Annotated in this window: 28 protein-coding genes; all 28 read left to right on the forward strand. The window is 66.1% G+C overall.

All coding sequences use genetic code 11. From position 1 onward, the window contains the following. The first annotated feature begins 3 nt into the window (after nt 1-3). The 28 genes from flgF to flgD all read left to right on the forward strand — a co-directional run bounded on the left by flgF (nt 4) and on the right by flgD (nt 24850). Nucleotides 4-726: a flagellar basal-body rod protein FlgF gene (gene flgF, locus EN786_RS02135; RefSeq protein WP_127283906.1), complete on the forward strand. Its 723-nt coding sequence runs from the start codon at nt 4-6 to the stop codon at nt 724-726. Between the two features lie 4 nt (nt 727-730). After that, nucleotides 731-2152, forward strand: a complete 1422-nt coding sequence (fliI, locus tag EN786_RS02140; RefSeq protein WP_135907943.1) for a flagellar protein export ATPase FliI — start codon at nt 731-733, stop codon at nt 2150-2152. Further along, entirely contained in the window at nt 2133-2978 is an 846-nt protein-coding gene (locus EN786_RS02145) for a hypothetical protein (RefSeq protein ID WP_127311689.1), read from the forward strand. The genes fliI and EN786_RS02145 overlap by 20 nt, the downstream gene beginning before the upstream one ends. Nucleotides 2979-3080: 102 nt before the next feature. After that, a complete protein-coding gene (gene flgB, locus EN786_RS02150; RefSeq protein ID WP_127311690.1) occupies nt 3081-3461 on the forward strand; it encodes a flagellar basal body rod protein FlgB in 381 nt (126 codons plus the stop codon). 2 nt (nt 3462-3463) lie between these two features. Then, the gene (gene flgC / locus EN786_RS02155) at nt 3464-3883 is read left to right on the forward strand and encodes a flagellar basal body rod protein FlgC (protein ID WP_127311691.1); all 420 of its coding nucleotides are present in this window, start codon (nt 3464-3466) and stop codon (nt 3881-3883) included. Then, a complete protein-coding gene (locus tag EN786_RS02160) occupies nt 3880-4218 on the forward strand; it encodes a flagellar hook-basal body complex protein FliE (RefSeq protein WP_127285021.1) in 339 nt (112 codons plus the stop codon). Before flgC ends, EN786_RS02160 begins: the two co-directional genes overlap by 4 nt. Before the next feature lie 9 nt (nt 4219-4227). After that, entirely contained in the window at nt 4228-5016 is a 789-nt protein-coding gene (gene flgG, locus EN786_RS02165) for a flagellar basal-body rod protein FlgG (RefSeq protein WP_127311692.1), read from the forward strand. 6 nt (nt 5017-5022) lie between these two features. Beyond that, on the forward strand, nt 5023-5568 hold the full coding sequence (gene flgA / locus EN786_RS02170; protein WP_127311693.1) for a flagellar basal body P-ring formation chaperone FlgA: 546 nt from the start codon (nt 5023-5025) through the stop codon (nt 5566-5568). Further along, nucleotides 5565-6806, forward strand: coding sequence for a flagellar basal body P-ring protein FlgI (locus tag EN786_RS02175; protein ID WP_127285018.1), 1242 nt, complete (start codon nt 5565-5567; stop codon nt 6804-6806). The genes flgA and EN786_RS02175 overlap by 4 nt, the downstream gene beginning before the upstream one ends. Nucleotides 6807-6809: 3 nt before the next feature. Continuing rightward, nucleotides 6810-7391 (forward strand): MotE family protein, encoded by a 582-nt coding sequence (locus tag EN786_RS02180; protein WP_127285017.1) that lies wholly within the window; start codon nt 6810-6812, stop codon nt 7389-7391. Further along, nucleotides 7388-8092 carry a flagellar basal body L-ring protein FlgH gene (flgH, locus tag EN786_RS02185; protein WP_127285016.1) on the forward strand — a complete coding sequence of 235 codons (705 nt, stop codon included), beginning with the start codon at nt 7388-7390 and terminating at the stop codon, nt 8090-8092. The genes EN786_RS02180 and flgH overlap by 4 nt, the downstream gene beginning before the upstream one ends. A gap of 26 nt (nt 8093-8118) precedes the next feature. Continuing rightward, nucleotides 8119-8613 carry a flagellar basal body-associated FliL family protein gene (locus EN786_RS02190; RefSeq protein ID WP_127311789.1) on the forward strand — a complete coding sequence of 165 codons (495 nt, stop codon included), beginning with the start codon at nt 8119-8121 and terminating at the stop codon, nt 8611-8613. Continuing rightward, complete coding sequence (gene fliP, locus EN786_RS02195; RefSeq protein WP_126058482.1) at nt 8610-9341, forward strand: flagellar type III secretion system pore protein FliP; 732 nt, start codon at nt 8610-8612, stop codon at nt 9339-9341. Before EN786_RS02190 ends, fliP begins: the two co-directional genes overlap by 4 nt. A gap of 243 nt (nt 9342-9584) precedes the next feature. After that, nucleotides 9585-10469, forward strand: a complete 885-nt coding sequence (locus tag EN786_RS02200; RefSeq protein WP_127285014.1) for a flagellin — start codon at nt 9585-9587, stop codon at nt 10467-10469. 247 nt (nt 10470-10716) lie between these two features. After that, entirely contained in the window at nt 10717-11601 is an 885-nt protein-coding gene (locus EN786_RS02205) for a flagellin (RefSeq protein ID WP_126058480.1), read from the forward strand. A gap of 132 nt (nt 11602-11733) precedes the next feature. Continuing rightward, on the forward strand, nt 11734-13395 hold the full coding sequence (gene fliF, locus EN786_RS02210) for a flagellar basal-body MS-ring/collar protein FliF (RefSeq protein ID WP_135907945.1): 1662 nt from the start codon (nt 11734-11736) through the stop codon (nt 13393-13395). Between the two features lie 3 nt (nt 13396-13398). Further along, nucleotides 13399-14025, forward strand: a complete 627-nt coding sequence (locus tag EN786_RS02215; protein ID WP_127285011.1) for a hypothetical protein — start codon at nt 13399-13401, stop codon at nt 14023-14025. Continuing rightward, a complete protein-coding gene (locus EN786_RS02220; RefSeq protein WP_127285010.1) occupies nt 14022-15473 on the forward strand; it encodes a MotB family protein in 1452 nt (483 codons plus the stop codon). Before EN786_RS02215 ends, EN786_RS02220 begins: the two co-directional genes overlap by 4 nt. Beyond that, nucleotides 15470-16942: a chemotaxis protein MotC gene (locus EN786_RS02225; protein ID WP_127312076.1), complete on the forward strand. Its 1473-nt coding sequence runs from the start codon at nt 15470-15472 to the stop codon at nt 16940-16942. Before EN786_RS02220 ends, EN786_RS02225 begins: the two co-directional genes overlap by 4 nt. Continuing rightward, complete coding sequence (locus tag EN786_RS02230) at nt 16939-18333, forward strand: flagellar hook-length control protein FliK (protein ID WP_135907947.1); 1395 nt, start codon at nt 16939-16941, stop codon at nt 18331-18333. The genes EN786_RS02225 and EN786_RS02230 overlap by 4 nt, the downstream gene beginning before the upstream one ends. After that, on the forward strand, nt 18263-18853 hold the full coding sequence (locus tag EN786_RS02235; RefSeq protein ID WP_245478362.1) for a transglycosylase SLT domain-containing protein: 591 nt from the start codon (nt 18263-18265) through the stop codon (nt 18851-18853). The genes EN786_RS02230 and EN786_RS02235 overlap by 71 nt, the downstream gene beginning before the upstream one ends. A gap of 234 nt (nt 18854-19087) precedes the next feature. Next, the gene (locus EN786_RS02240) at nt 19088-19756 is read left to right on the forward strand and encodes a response regulator transcription factor (protein WP_126058474.1); all 669 of its coding nucleotides are present in this window, start codon (nt 19088-19090) and stop codon (nt 19754-19756) included. A 97-nt stretch (nt 19757-19853) separates the two neighbouring features. Beyond that, nucleotides 19854-21107, forward strand: a complete 1254-nt coding sequence (locus EN786_RS02245; protein WP_127310926.1) for a flagellar hook protein FlgE — start codon at nt 19854-19856, stop codon at nt 21105-21107. A gap of 30 nt (nt 21108-21137) precedes the next feature. Continuing rightward, the gene (gene flgK / locus EN786_RS02250; RefSeq protein ID WP_127310925.1) at nt 21138-22571 is read left to right on the forward strand and encodes a flagellar hook-associated protein FlgK; all 1434 of its coding nucleotides are present in this window, start codon (nt 21138-21140) and stop codon (nt 22569-22571) included. 3 nt (nt 22572-22574) lie between these two features. Continuing rightward, complete coding sequence (locus EN786_RS02255) at nt 22575-23624, forward strand: flagellar hook-associated family protein (RefSeq protein ID WP_127310924.1); 1050 nt, start codon at nt 22575-22577, stop codon at nt 23622-23624. Nucleotides 23625-23655: 31 nt separating this feature from the next. Then, the gene (gene flaF, locus EN786_RS02260) at nt 23656-24003 is read left to right on the forward strand and encodes a flagellar biosynthesis regulator FlaF (protein WP_127310923.1); all 348 of its coding nucleotides are present in this window, start codon (nt 23656-23658) and stop codon (nt 24001-24003) included. Continuing rightward, nucleotides 24000-24437, forward strand: a complete 438-nt coding sequence (flbT, locus tag EN786_RS02265; protein WP_127310922.1) for a flagellar biosynthesis repressor FlbT — start codon at nt 24000-24002, stop codon at nt 24435-24437. The genes flaF and flbT overlap by 4 nt, the downstream gene beginning before the upstream one ends. A 5-nt stretch (nt 24438-24442) precedes the next feature. Continuing rightward, a complete protein-coding gene (gene flgD, locus EN786_RS02270; protein WP_127310921.1) occupies nt 24443-24850 on the forward strand; it encodes a flagellar hook assembly protein FlgD in 408 nt (135 codons plus the stop codon). Nucleotides 24851-24937 lie beyond the last annotated feature (87 nt).

Consider the following 24937-nt stretch of genomic DNA (forward strand, 5'->3'; position numbering starts at 1 on the left):
ACCATGCAGGACAGCCTTTACGTCGCCCTCTCCTCGCAGATCGCGCTCGAGCGCCGGCTCGACACCATCGCCGACAATGTCGCCAATGCCTCGACCATCGGCTTTCGCGCCACCGGCGTGAAATTCGAGGATGTCGTCTCCGGCACCGGGCCGAAGTCGGTCTCCTTCGCCTCCTCGGGCAACACCTATCTTTCGACGGCGCACGGCTCGATGACCGAGACCGGCAATCCTTTCGACTTCGCCATCCAGGGCGATGCCTGGTTCGCCATCGAGACGCCGGGCGGCACGGTGATGACCCGCGACGGCCGCTTCTCGATGAACGAGAACGGCGAGCTTATGTCGATCGAAGGCTATCCGGTGCTCGACGGCGGCGGCGCGCCGATCCAGCTCGACCCTCGCAACGGACCGCCCAAGGCCGGCGCCGATGGCTCGCTCAGGCAGAACGACCAGCTGGTCGGCGCCATCGGCCTCTACAATTTCGACCCAGGGCAGAATTTCGTCCGCTACGGCAATTCCGGCATCGTGCCCGCGCGGACGCCTGAACCTGTGACCGATCGCTCCGACGTCGGCGTGGCGCAGGGTTTCCTCGAGGAATCCAACGTCAATCCGGTGCAGGAAATGACCCGGCTGATCATGGTCCAGCGCGCCTTCGAGAACACGGCGGCGCTGATGCGCCAGACCGATTCCACGACCGACGACGCGATCAAGACGCTCGGCTCCAAGTAAAGGCATGTCGACCAGCCCACCCTCGCTGCGCGCTCTGGAAAAGCAGCCGGAAGCAGCACCTGCCGACCGGCTTGCCGCCCTGGAACGCGTCCTGCGCCGCTTCGACCGCGCCGAGTCCCTTCTCCGGCGCGGCGGTCGCGTCGCCGAGATCTCGCCGACCCACTACAAGGTGCGCGGCCTTTCCGACATCGCCAGGCTGGGCGATATCGTCGAGCAGCGAGGCCATGCCGGCACGCGTCGCGGCGAAATCGTCAAGATCGGCCGCGACGAGGTGGTTGTGGCCCCCTTCGAGCGCAGTGCCGACGCCGGCATGGGCGACGCCGTGTTTCGCCGCGGACCGCTGGCCGTGACGCCGCATGCCTCGTGGCGCGGGCGCGCCATCGACGCGCTGACACGCGCCATCGACGGCGGCCCGCCGCTGGTCAGGCCCGCATCCACGCCGGGCGAGGATGCCACGACCCCGGGCGCCATGGCGCGGCAGCGCGTCGGCACCGCCTTCATGACCGGGGTCAGGGTCATCGACATCTTCACGCCGCTCTGTTTCGGCCAGCGCCTCGGCATCTTTGCCGGCTCCGGCGTCGGCAAGTCGACGCTGCTCGCCATGCTGGCGGGCGCCGATGCCTTCGATACGGTCGTCGTCGCCCTGATCGGCGAGCGCGGCCGCGAGGTGCGCGAATTCCTCGAGGACACGATCGGCGCCGAAAGCATGGCCAAGACCGTGGCCGTGGTTGCGACCAGCGACGAGACCGCCATGATGCGCCGGCGCGCGCCGGACACCGCCATGCGCGTCGCCGAGCATTTCCGCGACCAGGGCCACCGCGTGCTCCTGGTGCTCGATTCGATCACGCGCTTTGCCCATGCGCTGCGCGAGGTGGCGACCGGAACCGGCGAGCCGCCGGTCGCGCGCGGCTATCCGGCTTCCGTGTTCACTGACCTGCCCAAGCTGCTCGAGCGCGCCGGACCTGGCGCCGAGGGCCCCGGAGTCAAAGGCAGGGGGTCGATCACGGCCATCATTTCGGTGCTGGTCGACGGCGACGACCACAACGATCCGGTCGCCGATTCCGTGCGCGGCATCCTCGATGGCCATGTCGTGCTCGATCGCGCGATCGCCGAACAGGGCCGCTATCCGCCGGTCAACCCGCTGTCGTCGATCTCGCGCCTGGCCGACAAGGCCTGGAGCGCCGAGCAGCGGATGCTGGTGACCAGGCTGAAGTCGATGATCTCGCGCTTCGAGGACACGCGCGACATCCGCTTGCTCGGCGCCTACCAGGGCGGCGCCGACGCCGAGCTCGACATCGCCGTGCGCCAGGTGCCGCTGATCTACGAGGCGCTGACGCAGTCGCCGAAGGACCGCGCGTCCGTCGATCCGTTCGCCGACCTCGCCCGCTACCTGAAGGGAAAGCAGAATGGCGATGCAGGAGAGTGAGCGCCAATATACCGAGCGCCTGCTGCGCGAGATGATCGACGACGCCAGGGCCAAGGAAGACGCCTTGGCCGAGGAAGCACGATCCGCCACAGCAAAGGCCGCGCGCGCCATGGCCGCCAAGGTCGCGGCCAAGACCGGGGCCGTCCTGGCCAAGGCGGCGAAGCCCGCCCTTCCGAGGACCGCCGGGCCTGCCAGGACCGCCGGGGATGATTTGCCCGCGGCTGCCCAGGTTGAAGCCGCCGAGACGATCCAGGCCAGCCGCGATTCGCTGATCGATGACCTGTTCCCGCGCACGGACTGGCCCACGCCGCCAAAGGCGGAATTTCCGCGGCTGGGCAAGAAGCCCGACCGGCGCAGCGATTTCGTCGTCGCGGCGCTCGGCGTCACGCTCGGCCTGATCTGCGCGCTGTTTCCCTGGTACATCTTCTTCAACCAGGAACAGTTCGGCGTGCAGGCCATCAAGTTCGGCGGCAGCGGCAGCAATGCCGGACGCGTCAGCGGTGGCTCACAAATGGAAAATCCCGGCCAGCCGCTGACGGCCAAGGATGTTCCCGATGTCGACCTGTTCGCCACCGGCACGCTGCAGGACCCCGAGGATCCCGCTGAGGCGCCGGGCGTCGACCAGCAGCCCTTTCCGGCCGATCCCAAGTTCCGCATGGTGCATGTTGCCAACGGCCGCGCCATGATCGAGGACGACGCCGGCCTGTGGATCGTCCAGCGCGGCTCAAAGCTGCCGGATTCCAGCATCGTCTCGTCGATTGAGCAACGCGGCGGCAAATGGGTCATGGTCACCAGCACCGACCAGGTGATCGACCTCTCCAGATAGCGGCGCGCGGGCCGGTCGCGCGGCGCTGCGCCATGCCGGCCCCGCGCAAGGTCCGCGCAAGACTGGCGGCCTAGTCTCTGGGAACCCCGTCCGGAGATTCCCATGGAGCCCGTCAACCTTTTCGATCTCGCCACGAAGCAGTCGCAGTGGCTGGCCGTGCGCCAGTCGGCCATTGCGTCCAACATCGCCAACGCCAACACGCCGGGCTACACGGCGGGCGATGTCGAGCCGTTCGAGAAGGTCCTCGACCGCACCGCGGTGTCGCTGCAGGCCACCCAGGCCGGGCATCTCGGCGGCGAGGCGACGAATGCTGGTTTCAGCATCAAGCCGGAGGAAAGCACCGGCTCGATCATGCCGTCGAAGAACAGCGTGGTGGTGGAAGACGAGTTGATGAAGGCCGGTGAGGTCCGCCGCTCCTTCGAGCTCAACACCGCGATCGTCAAAGCCTTCCACTCCATGATGATGATGGCGGTGAAGAGCTGACCATGGACGCGCTGACCGCAGCTCTCAAAGTCGCCGCGTCCGGCCTGGGCGCCCAGTCCGAGCGCCTGCGCGTGGTGTCGGAAAACCTTGCCAACGCGCAATCGACCGGCACGGCGCCGGGCGCAGACCCCTATCGCCGCAAAACCATCAGCTTCGCTTCCGAACTCGACCGCTCGACCGGCGGCCAGCTCGTGGAGGTCAGCTCGGTGGCGCGCGATCCCTCCGATTTTCCCATCGAGTTCCAGCCCGGCAACGAAGCCGCCGACGAGAAGGGCTACGTCAAGATGCCCAACGTCAACGTGCTGATCGAAATGGCCGACATGACCGAGGCCAACCGCTCCTATGAGGCCAATCTGCAGGTCATCAAGCAGGCGCGCGACCTGATTTCCATGACCATCGACCTGATGAGGAACCAGCAATGATCAGCGGCATCGGCAACATTGGCGCGCTCCAGCTCAAGCCGGCAACCGACGGCGCCGACGCGGCGACCGGCGCCTTGCAGGGCATCGTTTCGCCGCAGGCCGCGACCGACACCGTCGGCACCTCCTTCGCAGAGGCGCTGAGCCAGGCGGCGTCGAAGACCGTCAACACCTTGCAGAATGCCGAACAGGTATCGATCCAGGCGCTGCGGGGCGACGCCGACACACGCCAGGTGGTCGACGCGGTGATGAGCGCCCAGCAGGCCCTGCAGACGACCATCGCCATCCGCGACAAGGTCGTCTCCGCCTACCTCGAAATCAGCCGCATGAGTATCTAGGACCGCGTCATGAAAGCACTCGCTATCGCCGCCACCGGCATGAACGCCCAGCAGACCAACCTGGAAGTCATCGCCAACAACATCGCCAACATCAACACCACCGGCTACAAGCGCGCCCGCGCCGAATTCTCCGACCTGCTCTATCAGGTCGACCGCACGCAGGGCGTGCCCAACCGTTCCAACACCTCGCTGGTGCCGGAAGGCGTCTCGATCGGCCTCGGCGTCAAGACGACGGCCGTGCGCAACGTCCATACCCAGGGCGAGCTGACCAGCACCGGCAACAGCTTCGACCTCGCGCTGACCGGCCGGGGCTGGTTCCAGATCGAAGGCGCCGACGGCGGCACGCTCTACAGCCGCGCCGGCGCCTTCAACACCAACGCCACGGGGCAGCTGGTGACGGTCGATGGCGCCAATGTCGTCCCTGCCATTACCGTGCCGACGGACGCGGTCGAGGTCATCGTCAACAAGACCGGCCAGGTCTTCGCCCGCATCGAAGGCCAGACCGATCTCCAGCTTCTCGGCCAGCTGCAGCTCGCCAATTTCGCCAACGAGGCGGGCCTGGCGCCGCTCGGCGACAACCTGTTCCAGGAGACGGCGGCTTCCGGCCCGGCCAATGTCGGCGTGCCCGGCGACCCCGGCTTCGCCACGATCGAACAGGGCTATCTGGAATCGTCCAACGTCGATCCCGTCAAGGAGATCACCGAACTGATCTCGGCGCAGCGCGCCTATGAGATGAACTCGAAGGTCATCCAGGCCGCCGACGACATGGCCTCGGTCGTGTCCAAGAACATCAGGTAGCGGATCATGATTGCGCCGGCCCACCGCTCCCTGCTCCGCCGCGCCGCGCTGGCCTTCGCGCTGGTGGCCGGCGGCGTGCCGGCGTTTGCCCAGGACGCCGGCGACAATCAGGCCGGCAACCAGAGCGCCAATCAGCTCGCCGCCCAGAATGCCAGGCAGAGCGGCGAGGTCGTGCTGATCCCAAACCGGGTCATCTATCCTGGCGAGACGATCGACCTTGCCGCGCTGAAGCAGGTGACGCTCGTTCCCGGCAAGCACAAGCCCGACGCCGTCGCCACCCTCGCGCAGGAACTCCAGGGCAAGGTTGCCAAGCGCACGCTGCTGCCCGGCCGCTATATCCCGACCGCCGCCATCCGCGACGCCTGGCTGGTCGAACAGGGCGCGGCGGTGCAGATCTATTTCACCGCCGGCGCCCTGACCATTTCGGCTTCCGGCGTCACCTTGCAGCCGGGCGCCGCCGGCGACCTGGTCAAGGTCCGAAATGTCGACAGCGGCAAGATCATATCCGGCACGGTGATGGGCGACGGCACCATCATGGTCGGCGCCTCATGATGCGCGGACTTGCCTTGCTTCTGGCGGCTGCGCTTGGGCTGCAGCCGGCACTGGCCGACGGGCTGACGCCGAAGGCGAAGCGCGAGCTTGCCGCGAAGAATGGCGACGCCGTCAACGACCCGGAATACGATCCCGCCACCACGACGCGGATGTTCCGCGTTTCGACCGGGCCAAGCACGCTGCCGCCCGGCCAGGTCGCGGCGCGCATCAAGGACATCGCCCAGCTGCAGAGCGCGCGCGACAACCAGCTCGTCGGCTACGGCTTGGTCATCGGCCTGGCGGGAACCGGCGACAGCCTGCGCAATTCGCCTTTCACCGAACAGTCGATCCGCGCCATGCTGGAGAATCTCGGCATCGCCACCGAAGGCGGCAGCGCGCGCGCCAAGAACGTCGCAGCCGTCATCGTCACCGCCAACATGCCGCCCTTCGTGCAATCGGGAGCCCGCATCGACATCGACGTTTCCTCGATGGGCGACGCCACCTCGCTTGCCGGCGGCACGCTGGTGATGACGCCGCTGAAGGCGGCCGATGGCGAAATCTATGCCGTGGGCCAGGGCTCGGTGATCGTCGGCGGTTTCACCGCCCAGGGCCAGGCGGAGCAATTGACGCAAGGCGTGCCGACGGCGGGCCGCGTCCCCAACGGCGCCATCGTCGAACGCGCGGTGCCGGCCGAATTCGACGATCAGGGCGTGTTGACGCTGCAATTGCGCAACCCCGACTTCTCGACCGCCATTCGCATCGCCGACGCCATCAACGATTACACCGCGCAGCGTTTCGGCATGCGCGTCGCGGCCGAGCGCGACGCCCGCACCGTCCAGATCAGGCGACCGAAGAACGTCTCGGCGGCACGCTTCTATGCCGAGATCGAGAATCTGGTCGTGGAATCGGACACGCCGGCCCGCGTCGTCATCGACGAGCGCACCGGCACCATCGTCATCGGCAACAACGTCAAGATCGCGCGCGTGGCGATCAGCCATGGCACGCTCACGGTGCGCATCACGGAGGCGCCGAAAATCGTCCAGCCCGAGCCCTTTTCCAAGGGCGTGACCGCCGTCGAGCCCTTCACCGCCATCGAGGCCACGCGGCCCGACGCGCGCGTCGCCGTGCTCGACGGACCAAATCTCGAAACGCTGGTTTCCGGCCTCAACCGTCTCGGCGTCAAGCCGGACGGCATCATTGCCATCCTGCAAGGCATCAAATCGGCCGGCGCCCTGCAGGCCGATCTGGTCCTCCAATAGGCCATGCCGATGATCGCTCCCCGCCAACCCAACCGCAACGCCAGGCCGGCGCTGGTCGCCTCGACCCTTGCCGTCGTGCTGCTTCTCGCCGGCGGCCAGGCCCGCACCGAGGAAGCGGTGCGCCAGGTGCTGCCCGGCGGGCAGGCGCCGGCGACGCCGCAGCAGCTGAAGCGGGAGAAGGCGCCGGACGAAAGCGAGATCCAGCGCTTCTGCTCCAACATCGCCGACGCCGCCCGCGACCGCCGCTATGCCTTGCAGGCGCAGGAGCTGAAGGAGCTGCAGGCCGGCATCGACCAGCGCATGAAGGCGCTGGAGGACAAACGCGCCGAATACGAGCAATGGCTGAAGCGGCGCGAAGTGTTCCTGGCGCGCGCCGAGGACAGCGTCGTCAAGATTTATGCCGGCATGAAGCCCGACGCCGCGGCCGAACGCCTGGCGATGGTCAATGTCGAACTGGCCGCCGCCATCCTGATGAAGCTGGATTCGCGCAAGGCCGGCGTCATCCTCAACGAAATGGACCAGAAGGCGGCGGCAGCGCTCACCGGCATCATGGCCAGCGCGGCGCGAAGGGTTGATCCGTCATGAAGTGCAAGATGCTCATCCTGGTCGCGGTCGCGGCGCTGACCGGCTGCGGCACCGATCTCAAGGAGGTCGGCAGGGAGCCTTCGCTGTCTCCGGTCGGCTCCGGCATCACGGGCAGCGTCAACGCCCCCTACAGCTACCCCGAGCCGCCGGCAGCACCGGTCAAGAAATTCTCGCTGTGGGACGATCGCCAGAGCCGGCTGTTCACCGACCCCAGGGCGTTGCGCGAAGGCGACATCCTGACCGTGAACATCAAGCTCAACGACAAGGCCAACTTCAAGAACCAGAACGACAGGAGCCGCACCGCGGCGCGCAAGCTCGGCTATGACATCACCCTCGGATGGGAGGGCAACAGCACCAGCGGCAAGGGCGATGCCGGCCTCAGCTCCAGCACCGAAACCAATGCCGACGGCGAGATCAAGCGTTCCGAAAACCTCGAGCTCAACGTCGCCGCCGTCGTCACCGAAGTGCTGCCCAATGGCAATCTGATGATCAGGGGCTCGCAGGAAGTGCGCGTCAACTACGAGCTCAGGGTGCTCACCATCGCCGGCATGGTGCGTCCGTCCGACATCGGCGCCGAGAACACCATCCCCTACGAGCGCATCGCCGAGGCGCGTATTTCCTATGGCGGCCGCGGCCGCGTCAGCGAGCTTCAGCAGCCGGCCTATGGCCAGCAGATCCTCGATCAGGTTCTCCCCTTCTAGGACGGGCTGGCTCGGAAAATCACACCATGGCCAATGTCGAGCAAGTCGAGCAGAAGAAGGGACCATCGCTGGTCGTCCAATTCGCCATGCTCCTGGTGGTGACGGTCGCCGCCGTCGGCATGGGCTGGCTGTCCGGCGGCTATCTGAAGGGCACCTATGCCCCGGCCTCGGTGCCGGTCGCTCCGGAAAACGAAGGCAGCAGCGAGAAGCCCGCCGAGCCCGGCAAGGAAGTTGCAGGACCGACGCTTGTCCAGCTAGCGCCGATAACCACCAACCTGGCGTCGCCGGCCGAGGTCTGGATAAGGCTTGAGGCATCGGTGTTCTACGACACGCCGCAGCCGGCGGAAATGACCGAGCAGATCCACCAGGACCTGCTGGCGCTGGTGCGCACGCTGAAGATGCATCAGATCGAGGGCGCCAGCGGCTACCAGCATCTGAAGGCCGACCTCGAGGACCGCGCCGCCATCCGCAGCGGCGGCCATGCCAAACAGATTCTGATCAGGACATTGCTGCTCGAATGAGAAAATACCTTCTCGCCGCCACGCTCCTGGTCCTTGCCACCTCCGTCGCCGCGGCCCAGCAGCTGGATCTCGGTGCCATCGGCAAGGCCGACGGCACGACCGTCGGCTACCTGATCCAGATGTTCGGCCTGCTCACCGTGCTGTCGGTGGCGCCGGGGCTTTTGATCATGGTGACGAGCTTCACCCGCTTCGTCATCGCCTTCTCGATCCTGCGCGCCGGCATCGGCCTGCAGTCGACGCCGGCCAACCTGATCCTGATCTCGCTGTCGCTGTTCATGACTTTCTACGTCATGGCGCCGACCTTCGATCAGGCCTGGAACACCGGCGTCAAGCCGCTGATGGACAACCAGATCACGCAGGCGGAAGCGTTCGAGAAGATCTCGGACCCGTTCCGCACCTTCATGTTGCACAATGTGCGCGACAAGGATTTCGACCTCTTCGCCGACCTTGCCCGCGAACGCGGCCAGACCGTCTCGCGCGACACCGTCGACCTGCGCATCCTGGTGCCCGCCTTCATGATCTCCGAAATCCGGCGCGGTTTCGAGATCGGCTTCCTGATCGTGCTGCCGTTCCTGGTCATCGACCTGATCGTCGCCACCATCACCATGGCGATGGGCATGATGATGCTGCCGCCGACCGTGGTGTCGCTGCCGTTCAAGATCCTGTTCTTCGTGCTGATCGACGGCTGGAACCTGCTTGTCGGCAGCCTGGTGCGGTCCTTCACCTGACCTGTCGATATTGATCGCCAGCCTTGCGTAACTGGCGCCGCGCCGCCGCGCCGCCGCGCCCAGATTTCCTGCAATATATTTTCGGTTAACCGTCGCGTTTAGGCCTTTGGTAGGGACTTGCCAGCATAGTCCCCCCAGATGGCGGGTGATCTCAATCAACGATCATTGGCATGATGCCGCACCGTCATACCGGAAAAGCCGGTATGTCAAAAAAACACGTGTAAAATCAAGGTACGAGTAGCCATGTCCAGTATCATGACCAATTCCTCGGCGCTGACCGCGCTGCAGAGCTTGAACAACACCAACAAGCAGCTGGAGACCACCCAGTCGCGTATTTCGACTGGTTACCGCGTCGCCACCGCCTCCGACAACGCCGCCTACTGGTCGATCGCCACCTCGATGAAGTCGGACAACAAGGCGCTCTCGGCCGTGCAGGACTCGCTCGGCCTCGGCGCCGGCAAGGTCGACACCGCCTACACCGCCATCAACGACGTCAAGGACCAGGTCGACCTGATCAAGTCCAAGCTGGTCACCGCCCGCGGCGCCAGCCAGGAAGACCAGCAGAAGATCGCGACCGAAATCAACGCCATCCAGGCGCAGATCAAGTCGTCGGTCACCAACGCCAACTTCGCCGGCTCGAACCTGCTGCAGAACGACGGCCTCGCCGCGTCCGACCTTAAGATCGTCGCTTCCTACAACCGCACCGGCGCGACCGTCACCATCGACACCATCGACGTCAAGGCTGCCGACACGCAGGTCCTCGACGTCGCCGGCACGGGCGGCATCGTCGGCGGCCTGCTCGCCACGGCCTTCTTCGATCCGAGCTCTGCCGCTGTCGCCGACACTGCCATCGACACCGCGCTCGGCAGCGTTGAAACGGCGCTTGGCAAGCTGTCCACCGGTGCCGCTTCGCTCGGCGCCGCCAAGTCGCGCATCGACACCCAGAAGAGCTTCCTGTCGAACCTCTCGGACTCGATCGACAAGGGCGTCGGCTCGCTGGTCGATGCCGACATGAACAAGGAATCGACCCGCCTGCAGGCCCTCCAGGTCCAGCAGCAGCTCGGCATCCAGGCGCTGTCGATCGCCAACGGCAATTCGCAGTCGATCCTGTCGCTCTTCCGCGGCTGATCGCCTCCTGAACTCCAGTCATCTGCATCGGGCCGCGCCATCAGCGCGGCCCGATTTTTCATTTGTGAAACCCTTGTCATTTTCCCTCGCCAAAGCATGGCTTTAACGCGCCATTAACGATGTCGCGCTAGTTATGGTTAACCATTCACTTATGACGGGCAGACCAGTTGGTCGACAGGCATGACGCCCCCGCCAAACGGGTTGACCGGCATGCGTAAGGCATGCCTGCTTTGAGAAGGGGTGTACCTTGGCAAGTATCATGACGAACGCCGCGGCGCTGACCGCGCTGCAGAGCCTCAACGCCACCAACAAGGCGCTTGAAACGACGCAGGCCCGCATCTCGACTGGCTACCGCGTCGCCACCGCTTCCGACAACGCCGCCTACTGGTCGATCGCTACCAGCATGCGTTCCGACAACAAGGCGCTGTCGGCGGTGCAGGACGCGCTCGGCCTCGGCGCCGGCAAGGTCGACACCGCCTACACCGCCATCACCGACATCAAGGACCAGGTCGACGCGATCAAGGCCAAGCTGGTCACCGCCCGCGGCGCCAGCCAGGATAACCAGCAGAAGATCGCGACCGAAATCAAGGCCATCCAGGAGCAGATCAAGTCGTCGGTCACCAATGCCAGTTATGCCGGCTCGAACCTGCTGCAGAACGACGGCCTCGTCGCCTCCGACCTGCAGATCGTTGCTTCCTACAACCGCACCGGCACCACCGTCGCCATCGACACCATCAATGTCGCGGCCGCCGACACGCAGGTTCTCGATATTGCCGGCACGGGCGGCATCGTCGGCGGCCTGCTCGCCACGACCTTCTTCGACCCAAGCGCCGCTGCAGTCACCGACACCGCCATCGACACGGCGCTGGGCAGCGTTGAAACGGCGCTTGCCAAGCTCTCGACGGGCGCGGCCTATCTCGGCGCCGCCAAGTCGCGCATCGACACCCAGAAGAGCTTCCTGTCGAACCTCTCGGACTCGATCGACAAGGGCGTTGGCGCGCTGGTCGACGCCGACATGAACAAGGAATCGACCCGCCTGCAGGCGCTGCAGGTGCAGCAGCAGCTCGGCATCCAGTCGCTGTCGATCGCCAACGGCAACTCGCAGTCGATCCTGGCCCTGTTCAAGAGCTGACATCCCGGCTGATCTTTCCACTGCATCGAAGGCCGCGCCGCAAGCGCGGCCTTTTGCGTTCCGCCTATCATCCTCGCACAAGCTTCGCGGTCTAGTGTTCCGACGGACAGTCGTGCTGGGAGCCGTTGGAACGTGCCGGAACAGATCCAGAGCATCATCTCGAATCTCAGAGCATTTGGCGTCAAGCGCCTCGTCATGCTGGGTGGCGTCGCGGCGCTCGTCATGACCGTCATCGGCGTGGCCTCGATCTATCTCAACCGTCCCGCCTACGAGACGCTCTACGTCGGGCTCGAGCGCTCCGACGTGAACCAGATCGGCCTGGTGCTGGGCGAGGCCGGCATCGGCTTCGACGTCGGCGCCGACGGCACCTCCGTGCTGGTGCCCGCCGGCACCACCGCGCAGGCTCGCATGATGCTCGCCGAGAAGGGCCTGCCGACCAGCGCCAATGCCGGCTACGAGCTGTTCGACAATGTCGGCTCGCTCGGCCTGACATCCTTCATGCAGCAGATCACAAGGGTGCGCGCCCTGGAGGGCGAGATCGCGCGCACCATCCAGTCGATCGCCGGCATCAAGGCGGCGCGCGTCCACATCGTCATGTCCGAGCGTGCCAATTTCCGCCGCGACGAGCAGCAGCCCTCGGCCTCGGTGGTCATCCGTTATGCCGGCATCGATGCCGAAAAGAGCGCCATGTCGATCCGCCACCTGGTCGCCGCCGCCGTCCCAGGCCTGGCGGCCGACAAGGTGACGGTGCTCGATTCCAACGGCAACCTTCTGGCCGCCGGCGACGACCCGTCCAACACCAGCGCTGCCCGCACGCTGGGCGTCGAGCAGACGGTCGAAGCGCAGATCGGCGACAACATCCGCCGCGCACTGACACCCTATCTCGGTCCCGACAATTTCCGCGCCAGCGTCAAGGCCGACGTCAACACCGACACCCGCCAGACCGAAGAGACGATCTTCGATCCGGAGTCCCGCGTCGAGCGCTCCGTGCAGTCGGTGCGCACCAACGAGAACAGCAATCAGAAGCAGGCCTCGACCCCGACCAGCGTCGAGCAGAACCTGCCCGAGACCCAGGCGGCCAGCACCGAGGGGCCGCAATCCACCTCGCAGAACGACCGCAAGGAGGAGATCACCAACTACGAGATCAACTCCAAGAAGATCGCCACCGTCTCCAACGGCTATTCGGTCACCAAGATGTCGGTCGCCGTCGTCGTCAACCAGCAGCGCCTGGCCACCATTCTCGGCAAGGACGCCACGCCGGAGCAGATCGCCAAGCGCGTCGCCGACATCCAGAAGATGGTGGCCTCCGCCACCGGCTTCGACGAGAAGCGCGGCGACGTCATCGACGTCTCGGCGGTCGAGTTCATCGACGGGCTCGATGGCGAACCGATCGAGCAGCCGGGCATCCTGGCCTCGATCGGGACCTATACCGGCACGTTGATCAATGCCGGCGCCTTCATCGTCGTGGTGTTCCTGGTCGCCTTTTTCGGCCTGAGGCCGATGGCGGCCGCGCTGACGGCTCCAGCCAAGCCGGCCATCGCCGGCCCGAGCTTCGACGATGTCCAGCGCTCGCTGCCGACGCCCGAGCCCGCGGTGGCGGCAATCGGTTCCGACGCGGCAGCCGCGTCCGTCGGCGCCTTGCCGGGCGCGCGCGCCGGCTCCACGCCGCTCGACGACCTTCGCCAGAAGATCCGGCCGGCGCCGCAGGAACGGCTTGCCCGCATGGTCGACCTCAACGAGGAACGCACCGCGCAGATCCTGCGCAAATGGGCCGCCCAGGAAGTCGCCGGATAGACCATGCCCTCAGTCGCCCTCTTCGACCTTCTCCCGGATTTCGGAACGCGCAGCCCGCGTGCCGGCCAGCCGCAGGCCGCCGCCGAGCCCGAACGCAAGCCCGACGAAGCACCGCCGCAGGCCGACATCGGCACTTTGATCGCCGAAGCCGTCGCCGATGCGGAAACGGCGCTCGAAGCGCGCCTTGCTGTCGCCCATCAGGCCGCGCTCGACGCCGAGCGCCAGGCCAATGCCGACGAGGCAAAAGCCTTCCTTGAAAGCTTCGGCGGCGATGTCGGCCAGGCCGTGGCCAGGCACATCGATGCCATGGAGCTGCGCGTCACCGAGCTCGTCGGCGCCACCCTTGCCCGCATCATTGGCGGCATGGTCAGCGACGACCTGCAGAAGCGCTCGCTGGACGCGCTCGCGCGCACGATCGGCGAGGCCATCGCCGACTCCGAGGCGGTGCGCATCGCCGTGCGCGGCCCGCTGTCGCTGTTCGAAACGTTGGCGGCCTCGCTCGGTCCGCGCGCCGCCCAGCTCGACTTCGTCGAGGCACAGGGCCTCGACCTCACCGTCGTCGTCGACGAGGCGGTGTTCGAGACGCGCATCGCCGAATGGTCGGCCTCGCTGTCCGAGGTTCTGTCATGAGCGCGGTGGACGCCGGAGAGGACAGGCACGAGATCATCATCGTCAAGCGCAACCATGACGGCCACGACGACGGTCATCACGGCGGCGTCTGGAAGATCGCCTTCGCCGACTTCATGACCGCCATGATGTGCTTCTTCCTGGTGATGTGGCTGATCAACGCCGCCAACGAGCAGACCAAGGCGGCCGTCGCCAGCTACTTCAACCCGGTCGAGCTGATCGATCGCAATTCCAGCCGCAAGGGCCTGGAGGATCTCGGCGACGGTCCGAGCAAGGTCGGGCTGACGGCCGACAATCCGCAGGACGGCGCCAGCAAGGCCGGCGAGGACGGCAAGGGCGGCGCCGGCTCCTCTGACCGCAGGCAGACCAAGGAAGCCTCGCAGAACTCCGACCTTTCCGACGAGCATCTGTTTGCCGATCCCTATGCGGTGCTGTCGGAGATCGCGACCGACACCGGCGTGATGCAGAATGTCAGCGCCAAGGGCGAAGGCGGCGCGCAGAATGCCGGCCCGGCGACCGGCGCCTCCGGCGGCGAGTCCTACCGCGATCCCTTCGCGCCGGATTTCTGGTCGCAGCAGGTGGCCGCGCCCGGCGCCGAGGAAAGCGCCGAGCGCGCCAAGATCGAGGGCGATCCGGCAAAGCCCGGCGAGAAAGTCGCCGAGACCCAGGTGCCGAAGGTCAAGGCAGTGCCGCCGGCGCCGCCGGTGATCGACGCGCCGCTCGAGCCGCTGGCGAAGACGGCGCCCGACAAGGCGGATGCCAAGCCGGAGACAGCAAAGGCTGAAACCGCGAAAGTCGAAGCCGCCAAGGGCGAGGCTGCAAAAGGCGAAGCCGCCAAGGCCGAGGCCGCCAAGGGCGAAGCTGCAAAAAGCGAAACCGCGACAAGCGAAACCGCCAACGGCGAGAAGGCCGAGACCGCAACGCCGGAAGCCGCGAAGGCCGAAGCGGCGGCAAAACCCGATGTCGGCGAAAAGGCGCCGAGCGCCGCCACGGTCAAGGCTGCGGCCGAGGTCAAGCAGCAGCTGGCCGAAGCTTTCAAGCCGGGCGACAAGCTGCATGACGGCGTCTCGGTCGAGGCGACCGACAAGGGCGTCGTCATCTCGATCACCGACCAGTTGGATTTCGGCATGTTCGAGATCGGCTCGGCCTTGCCGCGCCGCGAGCTGGTGCTGGCGATGGAAAAGATCGGCCATATCGTCAACAGCCAGAAGGGCACGATCAGCATCAACGGCCATACCGATTCACGGCCGTTCCGAAGCGACACCTACGACAATTGGCGCCTGTCCACCGCGCGCGCCCATTCGGCCTACTACATGCTGGTGCGCGGCGGCGTCGACGAGCGCCGCATCACCGAGGTCGCGGGCTTCGCCGACCGGCAGCCGAAGGATCCTGCCGATCCGCTGGCGGCCGCTAACCGCCGCATCGAGATTCTGATGGCGACGGGCGGATGAAAGCTGCGACCGTCATCGGCCGCGCCATCGGCCTGCTGCTGAGCGCCGCAGCGCCGTCGGCGAGCTTTGCCGACGAGGCCCTGCAGCCCTACCAGCTGGTGCGCTCGCTGCAGCTCGTGCAGGACCGCATCGCCGCCGGCGACCACGCGGCGCTGCCGATGCAGGCCAAGCTGCTCGAAATGACCGATGCGCGCCTGCGCGCCGCCGATGCCGGGGATTTCAAGGAACCGAGGAACTTTCGCGCCCTGCTCGTCTACGGCATGAGCGGCGGCAATCCCGTGACTGTCGAGGCAGCCGCCTCGCGCGCCGAGACCGACCCGCGGAGCCTGGCCGTCGCCAAGGGCATCATCAGCTACCTGAACGGCCGCCCGGCCGAGGCGATCGAAACGCTGAGGCCGATCGACCCGATGGCGCTGCCCGCCGACCTCGGCGCCTTCCTGGCGCTGGTCAAGGGCTCGCTGCTCGCCACCGACCAGCCGGCGGCGGCCCTCGCTTTGCTCGACGACGCGCGGCTGCTCAGCCCGGGCACTCTGGTCGAGGAAGCAGCACTTCGCCGCTCGGTTGGCATCGCCGCGCAGCAAGGCGACGCGGCCCGCTTCGCGCTGGCTTCCACCCAATATGTGTCGAATTACCTCCACTCGCCCTATGCCAGCCAATTCGCGGATTCCTTCGTCTCCGGCGTCATTTCGCTGCACATGGCGATCAGTCACGACAAGCTCGCCGACATCACCTCGATGATGGATCCCGAGCGCGAGAAGGTGATCTATCTGCGCATCGCCCGCCGGGCGGCGATCGACGGCCTGACCGAGCTTTCCAGCTTCGCCTCGGCCAGGGCTGAGCAAGGCCGCGACGGCAACGGCAATGAGGACGACCCACGCGCTCAGCTCTATTCCAGCCTGTCGACGGTGACGTCGAGCACCATCGAGGATGTGCGCGCCAAGCTGGAGAAGATCGACCGCGCCAAGCTCTCCGAAAGCGACCGGGCCTTGCTCGATGCCGCGCAGGCCGTCGCCGGCGAAGTGGTCGCGCGACCGGCAATCCCCGCCGTCGAAAAGCACGACGCGGACGCAGAGAAGTCCGCAGCCGGGAAGCCCGCAGCCGAGATCGCGGCGGCTGAGAGACAGGAAGACGCCGACCTGCCGCCGGTCGAAGGCACGATGGCCGAGCAGCCGGCGGTCGAGGGTTCCGGCCCGGTCGCGAAGCCGGCGGATATGCAAGCCCTGGCATCGCCATCCCCGGATGCGCCGGCTTCTATCCCGCCAGCGGCCGCGCCGGAGGCGCAGGCTCCGGCTCCAACCGATGCGCCGGCGGTGGCTTCGGCATCGGCAGAGGCGGCGGCGGTTCAGCCCGCATCGACGACGGAACCTTCCCCCGCTCTCGATCCGTCCGACGCCACCGACGCCGCGATGATGCAGACGCGCCGCCAACTCAACAAGATCGACCAACTGCTTGGAGCCGCCCCGAAATGACCACCAGCCTCGGCCAGGCCCTCCCGGGACTTGTCCCCACGCACGCCGCGTCCAGGTCGGGCGCGCCGGCCGCGAAGGGCGAGGACACGAGCTTCGGCGATCTGCTGCGCGGCGCCGAAAAACAGCCCGCGCAGGAAAACGGGCAACCGGCTGAAACCGCATCCGCCGATGCGCGATGGAACAGACGCGCACTGGCCAGTCCCGGCAAGACGCAGCCCGAAGGCGATGCTCCGGCCAGAGCCGCCGCGCCAAAGTCAGCGCTCGGCAAGGCCGTGAAGGACGAGGCCGATACCGATGCGGACAAGGCCTCGGCGGATGCCGACCCGGCCGCGCAGACCGCGAACGCCGGCCCGCTCAAGGACAGCCTGCCATTGCTGATGGCGTTGAGCGACATCGGCCGTTTCCAGCCATCGGCCAGAGCGGACGGCGACGATGCCGCGCCCAGCGGGCCGGAGCCGGCGCTTGACGGCCAGCCGCAATCGTCGCGGCGATTGCTTTCCACCTTGAAAGAACCCGATCAGACCTCGGATCCCGACTCCAAAGATGCCGGTGCCTTCTCCCGGTCCGAACGTGCCTCGAACGCCGAGGCCTTTCCCGGCAAGCTGCGGCAGCCGGAAGCCATCAGCGCCGTCTTCAAGGACCTGCCGCGCCAGGATGGCGGCGCCACGGCGCCGCCTGAGGATCAGACGCCTGCGGACGTATCGGCAGCGCCGGCGAAGCGACCGGCATCGTCATCGAAAACCCTTGAAGCAATCCGGTCGGCGACGCCGTCCGAGCAAGGAAAACAGGCGTCGTCGGCTGCGCGCATCGACGTCGTCGCCGAGCAGAGCTTCCCGGCCCCGGCGCAGAACCCGCTAAACCAGACGGCTCCGGCGCTGGTCGACGCGCTGGCGTCGGACAAAGGCTTGCCGCAGGCGTTTTCGACCCCCTCCGCGGGTTCCCAACCGCCCGGTTCTGTTGCCGTTCCGACACATATATTGAAGATCGAGCTTCACCCGGCCGAGCTTGGCATGGTCACGGCCAGCTTGCGGCTTTCAGGAGAGCAACTTTCGATCGAGCTGAAGCCCGAAACCCATGACGCGCATCGTCGTCTCGCGGCCGACAGCGAGGCGATCGTCAAGTCCCTGCGCGGGCTCGGCTTCGACGTCGACAAGGTCACGGTACTGCAACCTTCGATAGCAACGCCAGCAGCCGCGCGCGTCGACGCCAACAGCTCGCTGCCGATGTCGCCAGGCCGCGAGCAATCCGCCTTTCAGCCCGGCAACTCGAGCGGCAACAATGCCGGCTCCGGCGGTCAGCAGCCGGGAAGGAACAACAGCAATGACACACCTGACAGCGGCCGCGCTGCTTCGCCTGCTCGCGAGCGCACTGGCGACGGCATGTTTATCTAGCGCCGCCATCAGCGCCGCGAGCGCCGCCGCCAACCCTTGCGAACCCGAGATCCTGCGCGCCGCCGACCGCTACGGCGTGCCGGCCGGCATCCTCTATGCCGTTGGCCTGACGGAGACCGGCAAGGAAGGCAGCCTTCAACCTAACGCCATGAATATAGAGGGAAAAGCCATCTTCCCGCGAAGCCGGGCCGAGGCCCTGGCGACGTTCGAGGGCGCCCGCCGCGAGGGCAAGACGCTGATCGATCTCGGCTGCATGCAGATCAATCATCATTACCACGCGTCGCACTTTCGCAGTGTCGAAGACATGCTCGACCCGCGTCAGAATGTCGACTACGCGGCGCGCTTCCTGGTCAGCCTGCATGCCCGCCACATGACCTGGTCGATGGCGGTGGCCCGCTATCATGCCGGCCCCGGCAACGACCCCGCGCAGAAGGTCTATGTCTGTCGCGTCATCGCCAACATGGTCGCCACCGGCTTCGGCAAATGGACGCCCAACGCCCGCTCATTCTGCAACCCATAGATGCACCTATGTTCCAAGGCGCACAGAGGCTTTTCGGCCTCTCCGGCGCTTGCCGCATCGTTCTGCGCGGCGCGCGCCGATGCACTCCGGTACACCCCATACGACCGCGCTTATTTTCGGGTCCCCAAAAAACTCCCAAGAAAATAGCTACAAGAAATGACGGTTGTTCAGGATTCTCGCCACCGGTTACGCCTCCTTCCACGGGGCAAATGAGATGATTCGGAGGGCGGGCCGATGATCGTGATCGTTGACGAGCGTGAGCTCGTAACTGAAGGCTACAGCTCACTTTTCGATCGCGAGGGGGTCGCCAGCGCGGGCTTCGCGCCCAGCGAGTTCGGCGAATGGGTGAGCTCCGCGGCCGACACCGATCTGCGCTCTGTAAGGGCCTTCCTCATCGGCGACTGCCGCGAGGGCGCGATCTCGCCGCGCCAGATCCGCGACCGCACCGGCGCTCCGGTCATCGCGCTCAGCGAACAGCACTCGCTGGAAAACACGCTGCGGCTGTTCGAGAGCGGCGTCGACGACGTCATCCGCAAGCCGGTTCACATCCGCGAGATCCTGGCGCGCATCACCGCCATTCGCCGCCGGGCGCATGAGGACGTGACCTATACCGAAGTCGGTTCGATGCGCATCTTCATGGACGGCCGCGATCCCGAGATCGACGGCGAGCCGCTGCCTCTGCCGCGCCGCGAGCGCCGCATCCTCGAATATCTGGCCAGCAACCGCGGCCGACGGGTCACCAAGACCCAGGTCTTCAACGCCATCTACGGCATCTTCGACGAGGAGGTCGAGGAGAACGTGGTGGAAAGCCACATCAGCAAGCTGCGCAAGAAGCTGCGCGAAAAGCTCGGCCATGATCCGATCGATTCCAAGCGCTTCCTCGGCTACCGGCTGGTGTTCTGATGGCCGAAATCCGCGCCAGCCTCGCGCAAGACAAGCGGCATAGGCTCGCGGCCACTGTCATGGGCCCCACCGTCGTGGGTATTGAGGAGACGTTTCGATGAGCCTCTACGGAATGATGCGGACCGGCGTCTCCGGCATGAACGCGCAGGCCAATCGCCTGTCCACGGTCGCCGACAACATCGCCAACTCCGACACCACGGGCTACAAGCGCTCCTCCGCCGAATTCTCGACGCTGATCATGCCGGGCACCGGCGGCGCCTACAATTCGGGCGGCGTCACGACGACGATCCGCTCCGCCATCAGCTCGCAAGGCGTGCTGCAATACACCACCTCGGTATCCGACCTTGCCGTAAACGGCGATGGCTTCTTTGTCGTGCAGGATCCGAGCGGCACGCCCTATCTGACCCGCGCCGGCGCCTTCGTCGCCGACGCCCAGGGCAGGTTGGTCAATGCCGCCGGCTATCAGCTGATGGCCTACAGCTACGCCAATGGCGATCCGGCGGCGACGGCCAACGGTTTCGAGGGCCTGGAGCCGGTGCAGATCTCCGACCAGGAAATGACCGCGACGCCGAGCACCGAAGGCGTCTTCAGTGGCAATCTGCCGGCGGGTGCCACCCCGCCTGCGGGCGCCTTGCCGTCCAGCAACAGCGCGACCGCTGAATACACCTCGAAGTCGTCGCTGGTCGCCTACGACAATCTCGGCAACAAGGTGCTGCTCGACGTCTATTTCACCAACACCGGCTCAGGCGCCTGGGAGGTCTCGGTCTTCGATCAGTCCAAGGCCACGGCCGGCACGTCCTTCCCCTATACCGGCGGCGCCCTGGCCTCGGCCAACCTGACTTTCGACACCACCACCGGCAAGCTCACCGGCGCCACCACCGGCATCTCCTTCACCGTGCCGAACGGCTCCACCCTCGCCCTCGACATGTCGAAGCTGACCCAGCTCGGCACCGGCTTCACGGTTTCCGAGGCCGAAGTCAACGGCAACGCGCCGAGCACGATCGAGAAGATCCAGATCGGCCAGGACGGCATCATCTACGCGCAATATGAGGACGGCTCCACCAAGCCGCTCTACAAGATCCCGCTGGCCGACGTGACGAGCCCGGACCGGCTCACCGCGCTGCCCGGCAACGTCTACGCGCAGAGCACCGATTCCGGCGCGGTGCGCATCGGCTTCGCCAATGAAGGCAAGCTCGGCTCGATCGTCTCCGGCGCGCTGGAAAATTCCAACGTCGATATCGCCGAGGAACTGACCAACATGATCGCGGCGCAGCGCAGCTACACCGCCAATTCGAAAGTCTTCCAGACCGGTTCCGACCTGATGGATGTCCTTGTCAACCTGAAGAGATAACTGTCGGGCCTCGGCCCGTGAAAGACCCGCATGTCGCTGACCTCCGCCTTGAGCATCGCACAGTCGGCGCTCCTGACCACCTCGAAGCAGACCAGCATCGTCTCGCGCAACGTCGCCGATGCTTCCAATAGCGACTATGCCCGCCGCACGGCTGTCGTCACCAGCACGGCGCCGGGCGCCCGCTCGGTGGAGATCCAGCGGGCGGCCAGCGACCTCCTGTTCCGGCAGAATTTGAGCGCCCTCTCCGCATGGAGCGGCCAGAGCGCGCTTTACAGCGGCATGGACCAGCTGGAGCTGGCCGTCAACGGCGTCGACAACGCGTCCTCGCCCTCGACCGCGATCGCCAATCTGCAGCAGGCGCTGCAGCTCTATGCGACGACCCCGTCCAACCAGAATCTGGGCGCCAGCGTCATCGACGCGGCCAGGGACGTCGTGCGCTCGCTGAATGACGGCACCCAGGCGATCCAGGATTTCCGCACCCAGACCGACGGTCAGATCGCCACCGCGGTCGATGACCTCAACAAGCTGCTCAGCCAGTTCCAGGACGCCAACAAGGCCGTCATTTCCGGAACCCGTTCGGGCACCGACGTTTCCGACGCGCTCGACCAGCGCGACGCGATCCTGAAGAAGATCGCCGAATATGTCCCCGTTTCGACCTTCACGCGCGGCGACAACGACATGGTCATCACCACCACGGACGGCACGACACTGTTCGAGACGGTGCCGCGCTCGGTGACCTTCACGCCCTCGTCCGGCTACACCGCTGGCACTCCCGGCAACACCATCTCCATCGACAACGTGCCGCTCTCGGCCGGCAGCGGCGGCAATACCAGCGCCGTCGGCAAGCTCGCCGGCCTGATCACCTTGCGCGACGGCGTCGCCGCCACCATGCAGAGCCAGCTCGACGAGACCGCCCGCGGGCTTATCACCGCCTTTGCCGAGACCTCCTCGTCGCAGCCCGATGCCGCCGGCCTGTTCACCTGGTCGGGCGCGCCCGCCATTCCCGCCGCCGGCACGCTGGTCGACGGCCTTGCCGGCTCGATCAGCGTCAACGCCGCCATGACCCCGGCGCTGCTGCGCGACGGCGGCGCCAATGGCGCTGCCTATGTGCTCAACACTTCCGGCTCGTCCTACGCCAACCTCCTGATCGCCTATGGCGACCGGCTCGACCAGCCGATGGCTTTCGATGCCGCCGCCGGTATCACGGCGACATCCAGCGTCGCCGACTATGCCGCCAACTCGATCGGCTGGTTCGAAGGCGTGCGCCAGCAGGCCTCGACCACCGCCGACGCCAAGGAGGCGCTGGCGACGCGCACGGCCGAGGCGCTGTCCAACGACACCGGCGTCAATGTCGATCAGGAAATGTCGCTGCTGCTCGACCTCGAACACACCTACCAGGCCTCCGCCCGCATGATGAAAACCGTCGACGACATGCTGGACGCCCTGATGAATGCCGTGGGATAATCGATGAAAGCGACAGCCGTCTCCTCAGCCGCAATATCCAACGCCATGCGCTACCAGCAGATGCGCATGCAGTCCGATCTGGTCAAGGCGACTAAGGAGTCAACGACCGGCAAGGTCGCCGATGTCGGCCTGGCGCTCGGCGGGCGCACGACCCAGGCCGTGACCTTCCAGCGCGATCTCGACCGGCTGAACGGCATCATCGATTCCAACGCTCTGGTCGCCGCCCGGCTGACGTCGACGCAGGATGCGCTCGGCCAGCTCTCCGACGTCGCGCAGAACTTTCTTTCGGCCTTGACCAGCGCCGTGTCCGGCGATTCCTCGACCAGCATCACCCAGCAGGCCGGCGCGTCGGCGCTGCAGCAGATGACCGGCATCCTCAACACCAGCGTGAATGGCGAGTATCTGTTCGCCGGCACCAACACCGACGTCAAGCCGGTCGACGATTTCACCGCCGCCGGCTCGCCCGCCAAGGCCGCTTTCGACGCCTCCTTCGTCGCCTATTTCGGCTTCACCCAGAGCGACCCGGCCGCGGCAAACATCACTGCCGCCCAGATGGACGACTTCATCACCACCAGCGTCGAGCCGCAATTCCTCGGCTCGGGCTGGCAAGGCACCTGGTCGAACGCCACCGACGAGCAGATCACCAGCCGCATCGCGCTGAACGAAACCACGCAGACCTCGGTCAGCGCCAATGAGGACGGCATCCGCAAGCTCGCCATGGCGGCGGCGATGGTCGCCAACCTGTTCTCCGGCAACATCAGCGATGCCGCCAAGAACACCGTCGTCGGCCGCGCCCAGACATTGGTCGGCGAGGCCATCGGCGGCATCGTCCAGGTGCGCTCGGAGGTCGGCCTAACCCAGAAACGTGTCTCCGACGCCAGCGACCGCATGAAGACCCAGGTCGACCTGTTCGAGAAGCACATCATCGATCTCGAGGGCGTCGATCCCGCCGAAGCCGCGACCCGCATCGCCGACCTGACGCAGCATATCGAGACCTCATTCGCGTTGACCGCGCGCCTGCAGCAGCTCAGCCTTCTGAATTACCTGACCTGAAAACTTCCACCGGAACGGCAGAGCCCCGACGATGTATCAATTCTCCTACGCCGACATCCAGACCGACTCCGTCACCGACGCCAAGGACCGCGAGCGGGAATTGCTCACCCGCTCGATCGACATGCTGTCGGCCGCAGCCGCGGTCGGCCAGGATTCCATGGAAGCGATCGAGGCGCTGCACTTCACCAACCGCATCTGGACCACCTTCGTCGAGGATCTCGGCTCCAGCGACAACGCCCTGCCCAAGGAGCTGCGCGCCAACCTGATCTCCATCGGCCTGTGGCTGCTGCGCGAGGCCGAGGACATCCGCCAGGGCCGCGCCAACAATTTCGAAGGCCTGATCGAAGTCTCCCAGATCATCCGGGACGGCATCCAATGACCAACACGCTGAAGATATCGCTGAAGCCGAACGAGAAGATCTACATCAACGGCGCCGTCATCCGCGTCGACCGCAAGGTCACAATCGAGCTGATGAACGACGTGCAGTTTCTGCTCGAAAGCCACGTCATCCAGGCCGATCAGGCGTCGACCCCGCTCAGGCAGCTCTATTTCATCCTGCAGGTCATGCTGATGAACCCGGCGAGCGCCTCCGAGGCGCGCGACATGTTCCGCCGCTCGCTGCCCATGCTGCTGGCGAGCTTCGAGGACGGCGAGATTTGCAGCGCGCTGAAGCAGATCGACCGCATGGTCGGCGAGGACCATGTCTATGAGGCGCTGAAGGCGATCCGCGCGCTCTATCCGCTCGAACGCCGCGCGCTTGGCGGCAATGACGATATTCCGGGCGCGGCGCGCCCGCTGGCCGTAGGAGCTTGATGCCGATGACCGTGGACATGACGACCACCATACCGACCGGTGCCAACTCGACCACCACGTCGACCTCGAAGACCGCGGTCGACTACCAGTCGTTCCTGAAGCTCCTCATCGCCGAGATGAAGAACCAGGATCCGACCAAGCCGATGGACTCGACACAGTACGTCGCCCAGCTCGCCACCTTCTCGCAGGTCGAGCAATCGGTGCAGACCAACACCAAGCTCGACCAGATCATGCAGTCCTCGGCCCTGTCGCAGGCCGATGCCCTGATCGGCCGCTCGATCACCTCCGCCGACGGCAAGACGACGGGCACGGTGGCCTCCGTGCGCCTGGCCAGCAGCGGCCTCATCGCGGTGCTGCAGAACGGCACCGAAGTTCCCGTCACCTCGGGCGTTTCGGTCAAGGCGGCGAGCTAGAGCATGATGCCGAAAAGTGTGAAGCGGTTTTCGGGCGACATCATGCTCTATCTCTTTGATTTAGAGCCGGATTCAGATTTCAGGTCG

The organism is Mesorhizobium sp. M4B.F.Ca.ET.143.01.1.1, from assembly GCF_004792275.1.
GTDB lineage: Bacteria > Pseudomonadota > Alphaproteobacteria > Rhizobiales > Rhizobiaceae > Mesorhizobium > Mesorhizobium abyssinicae.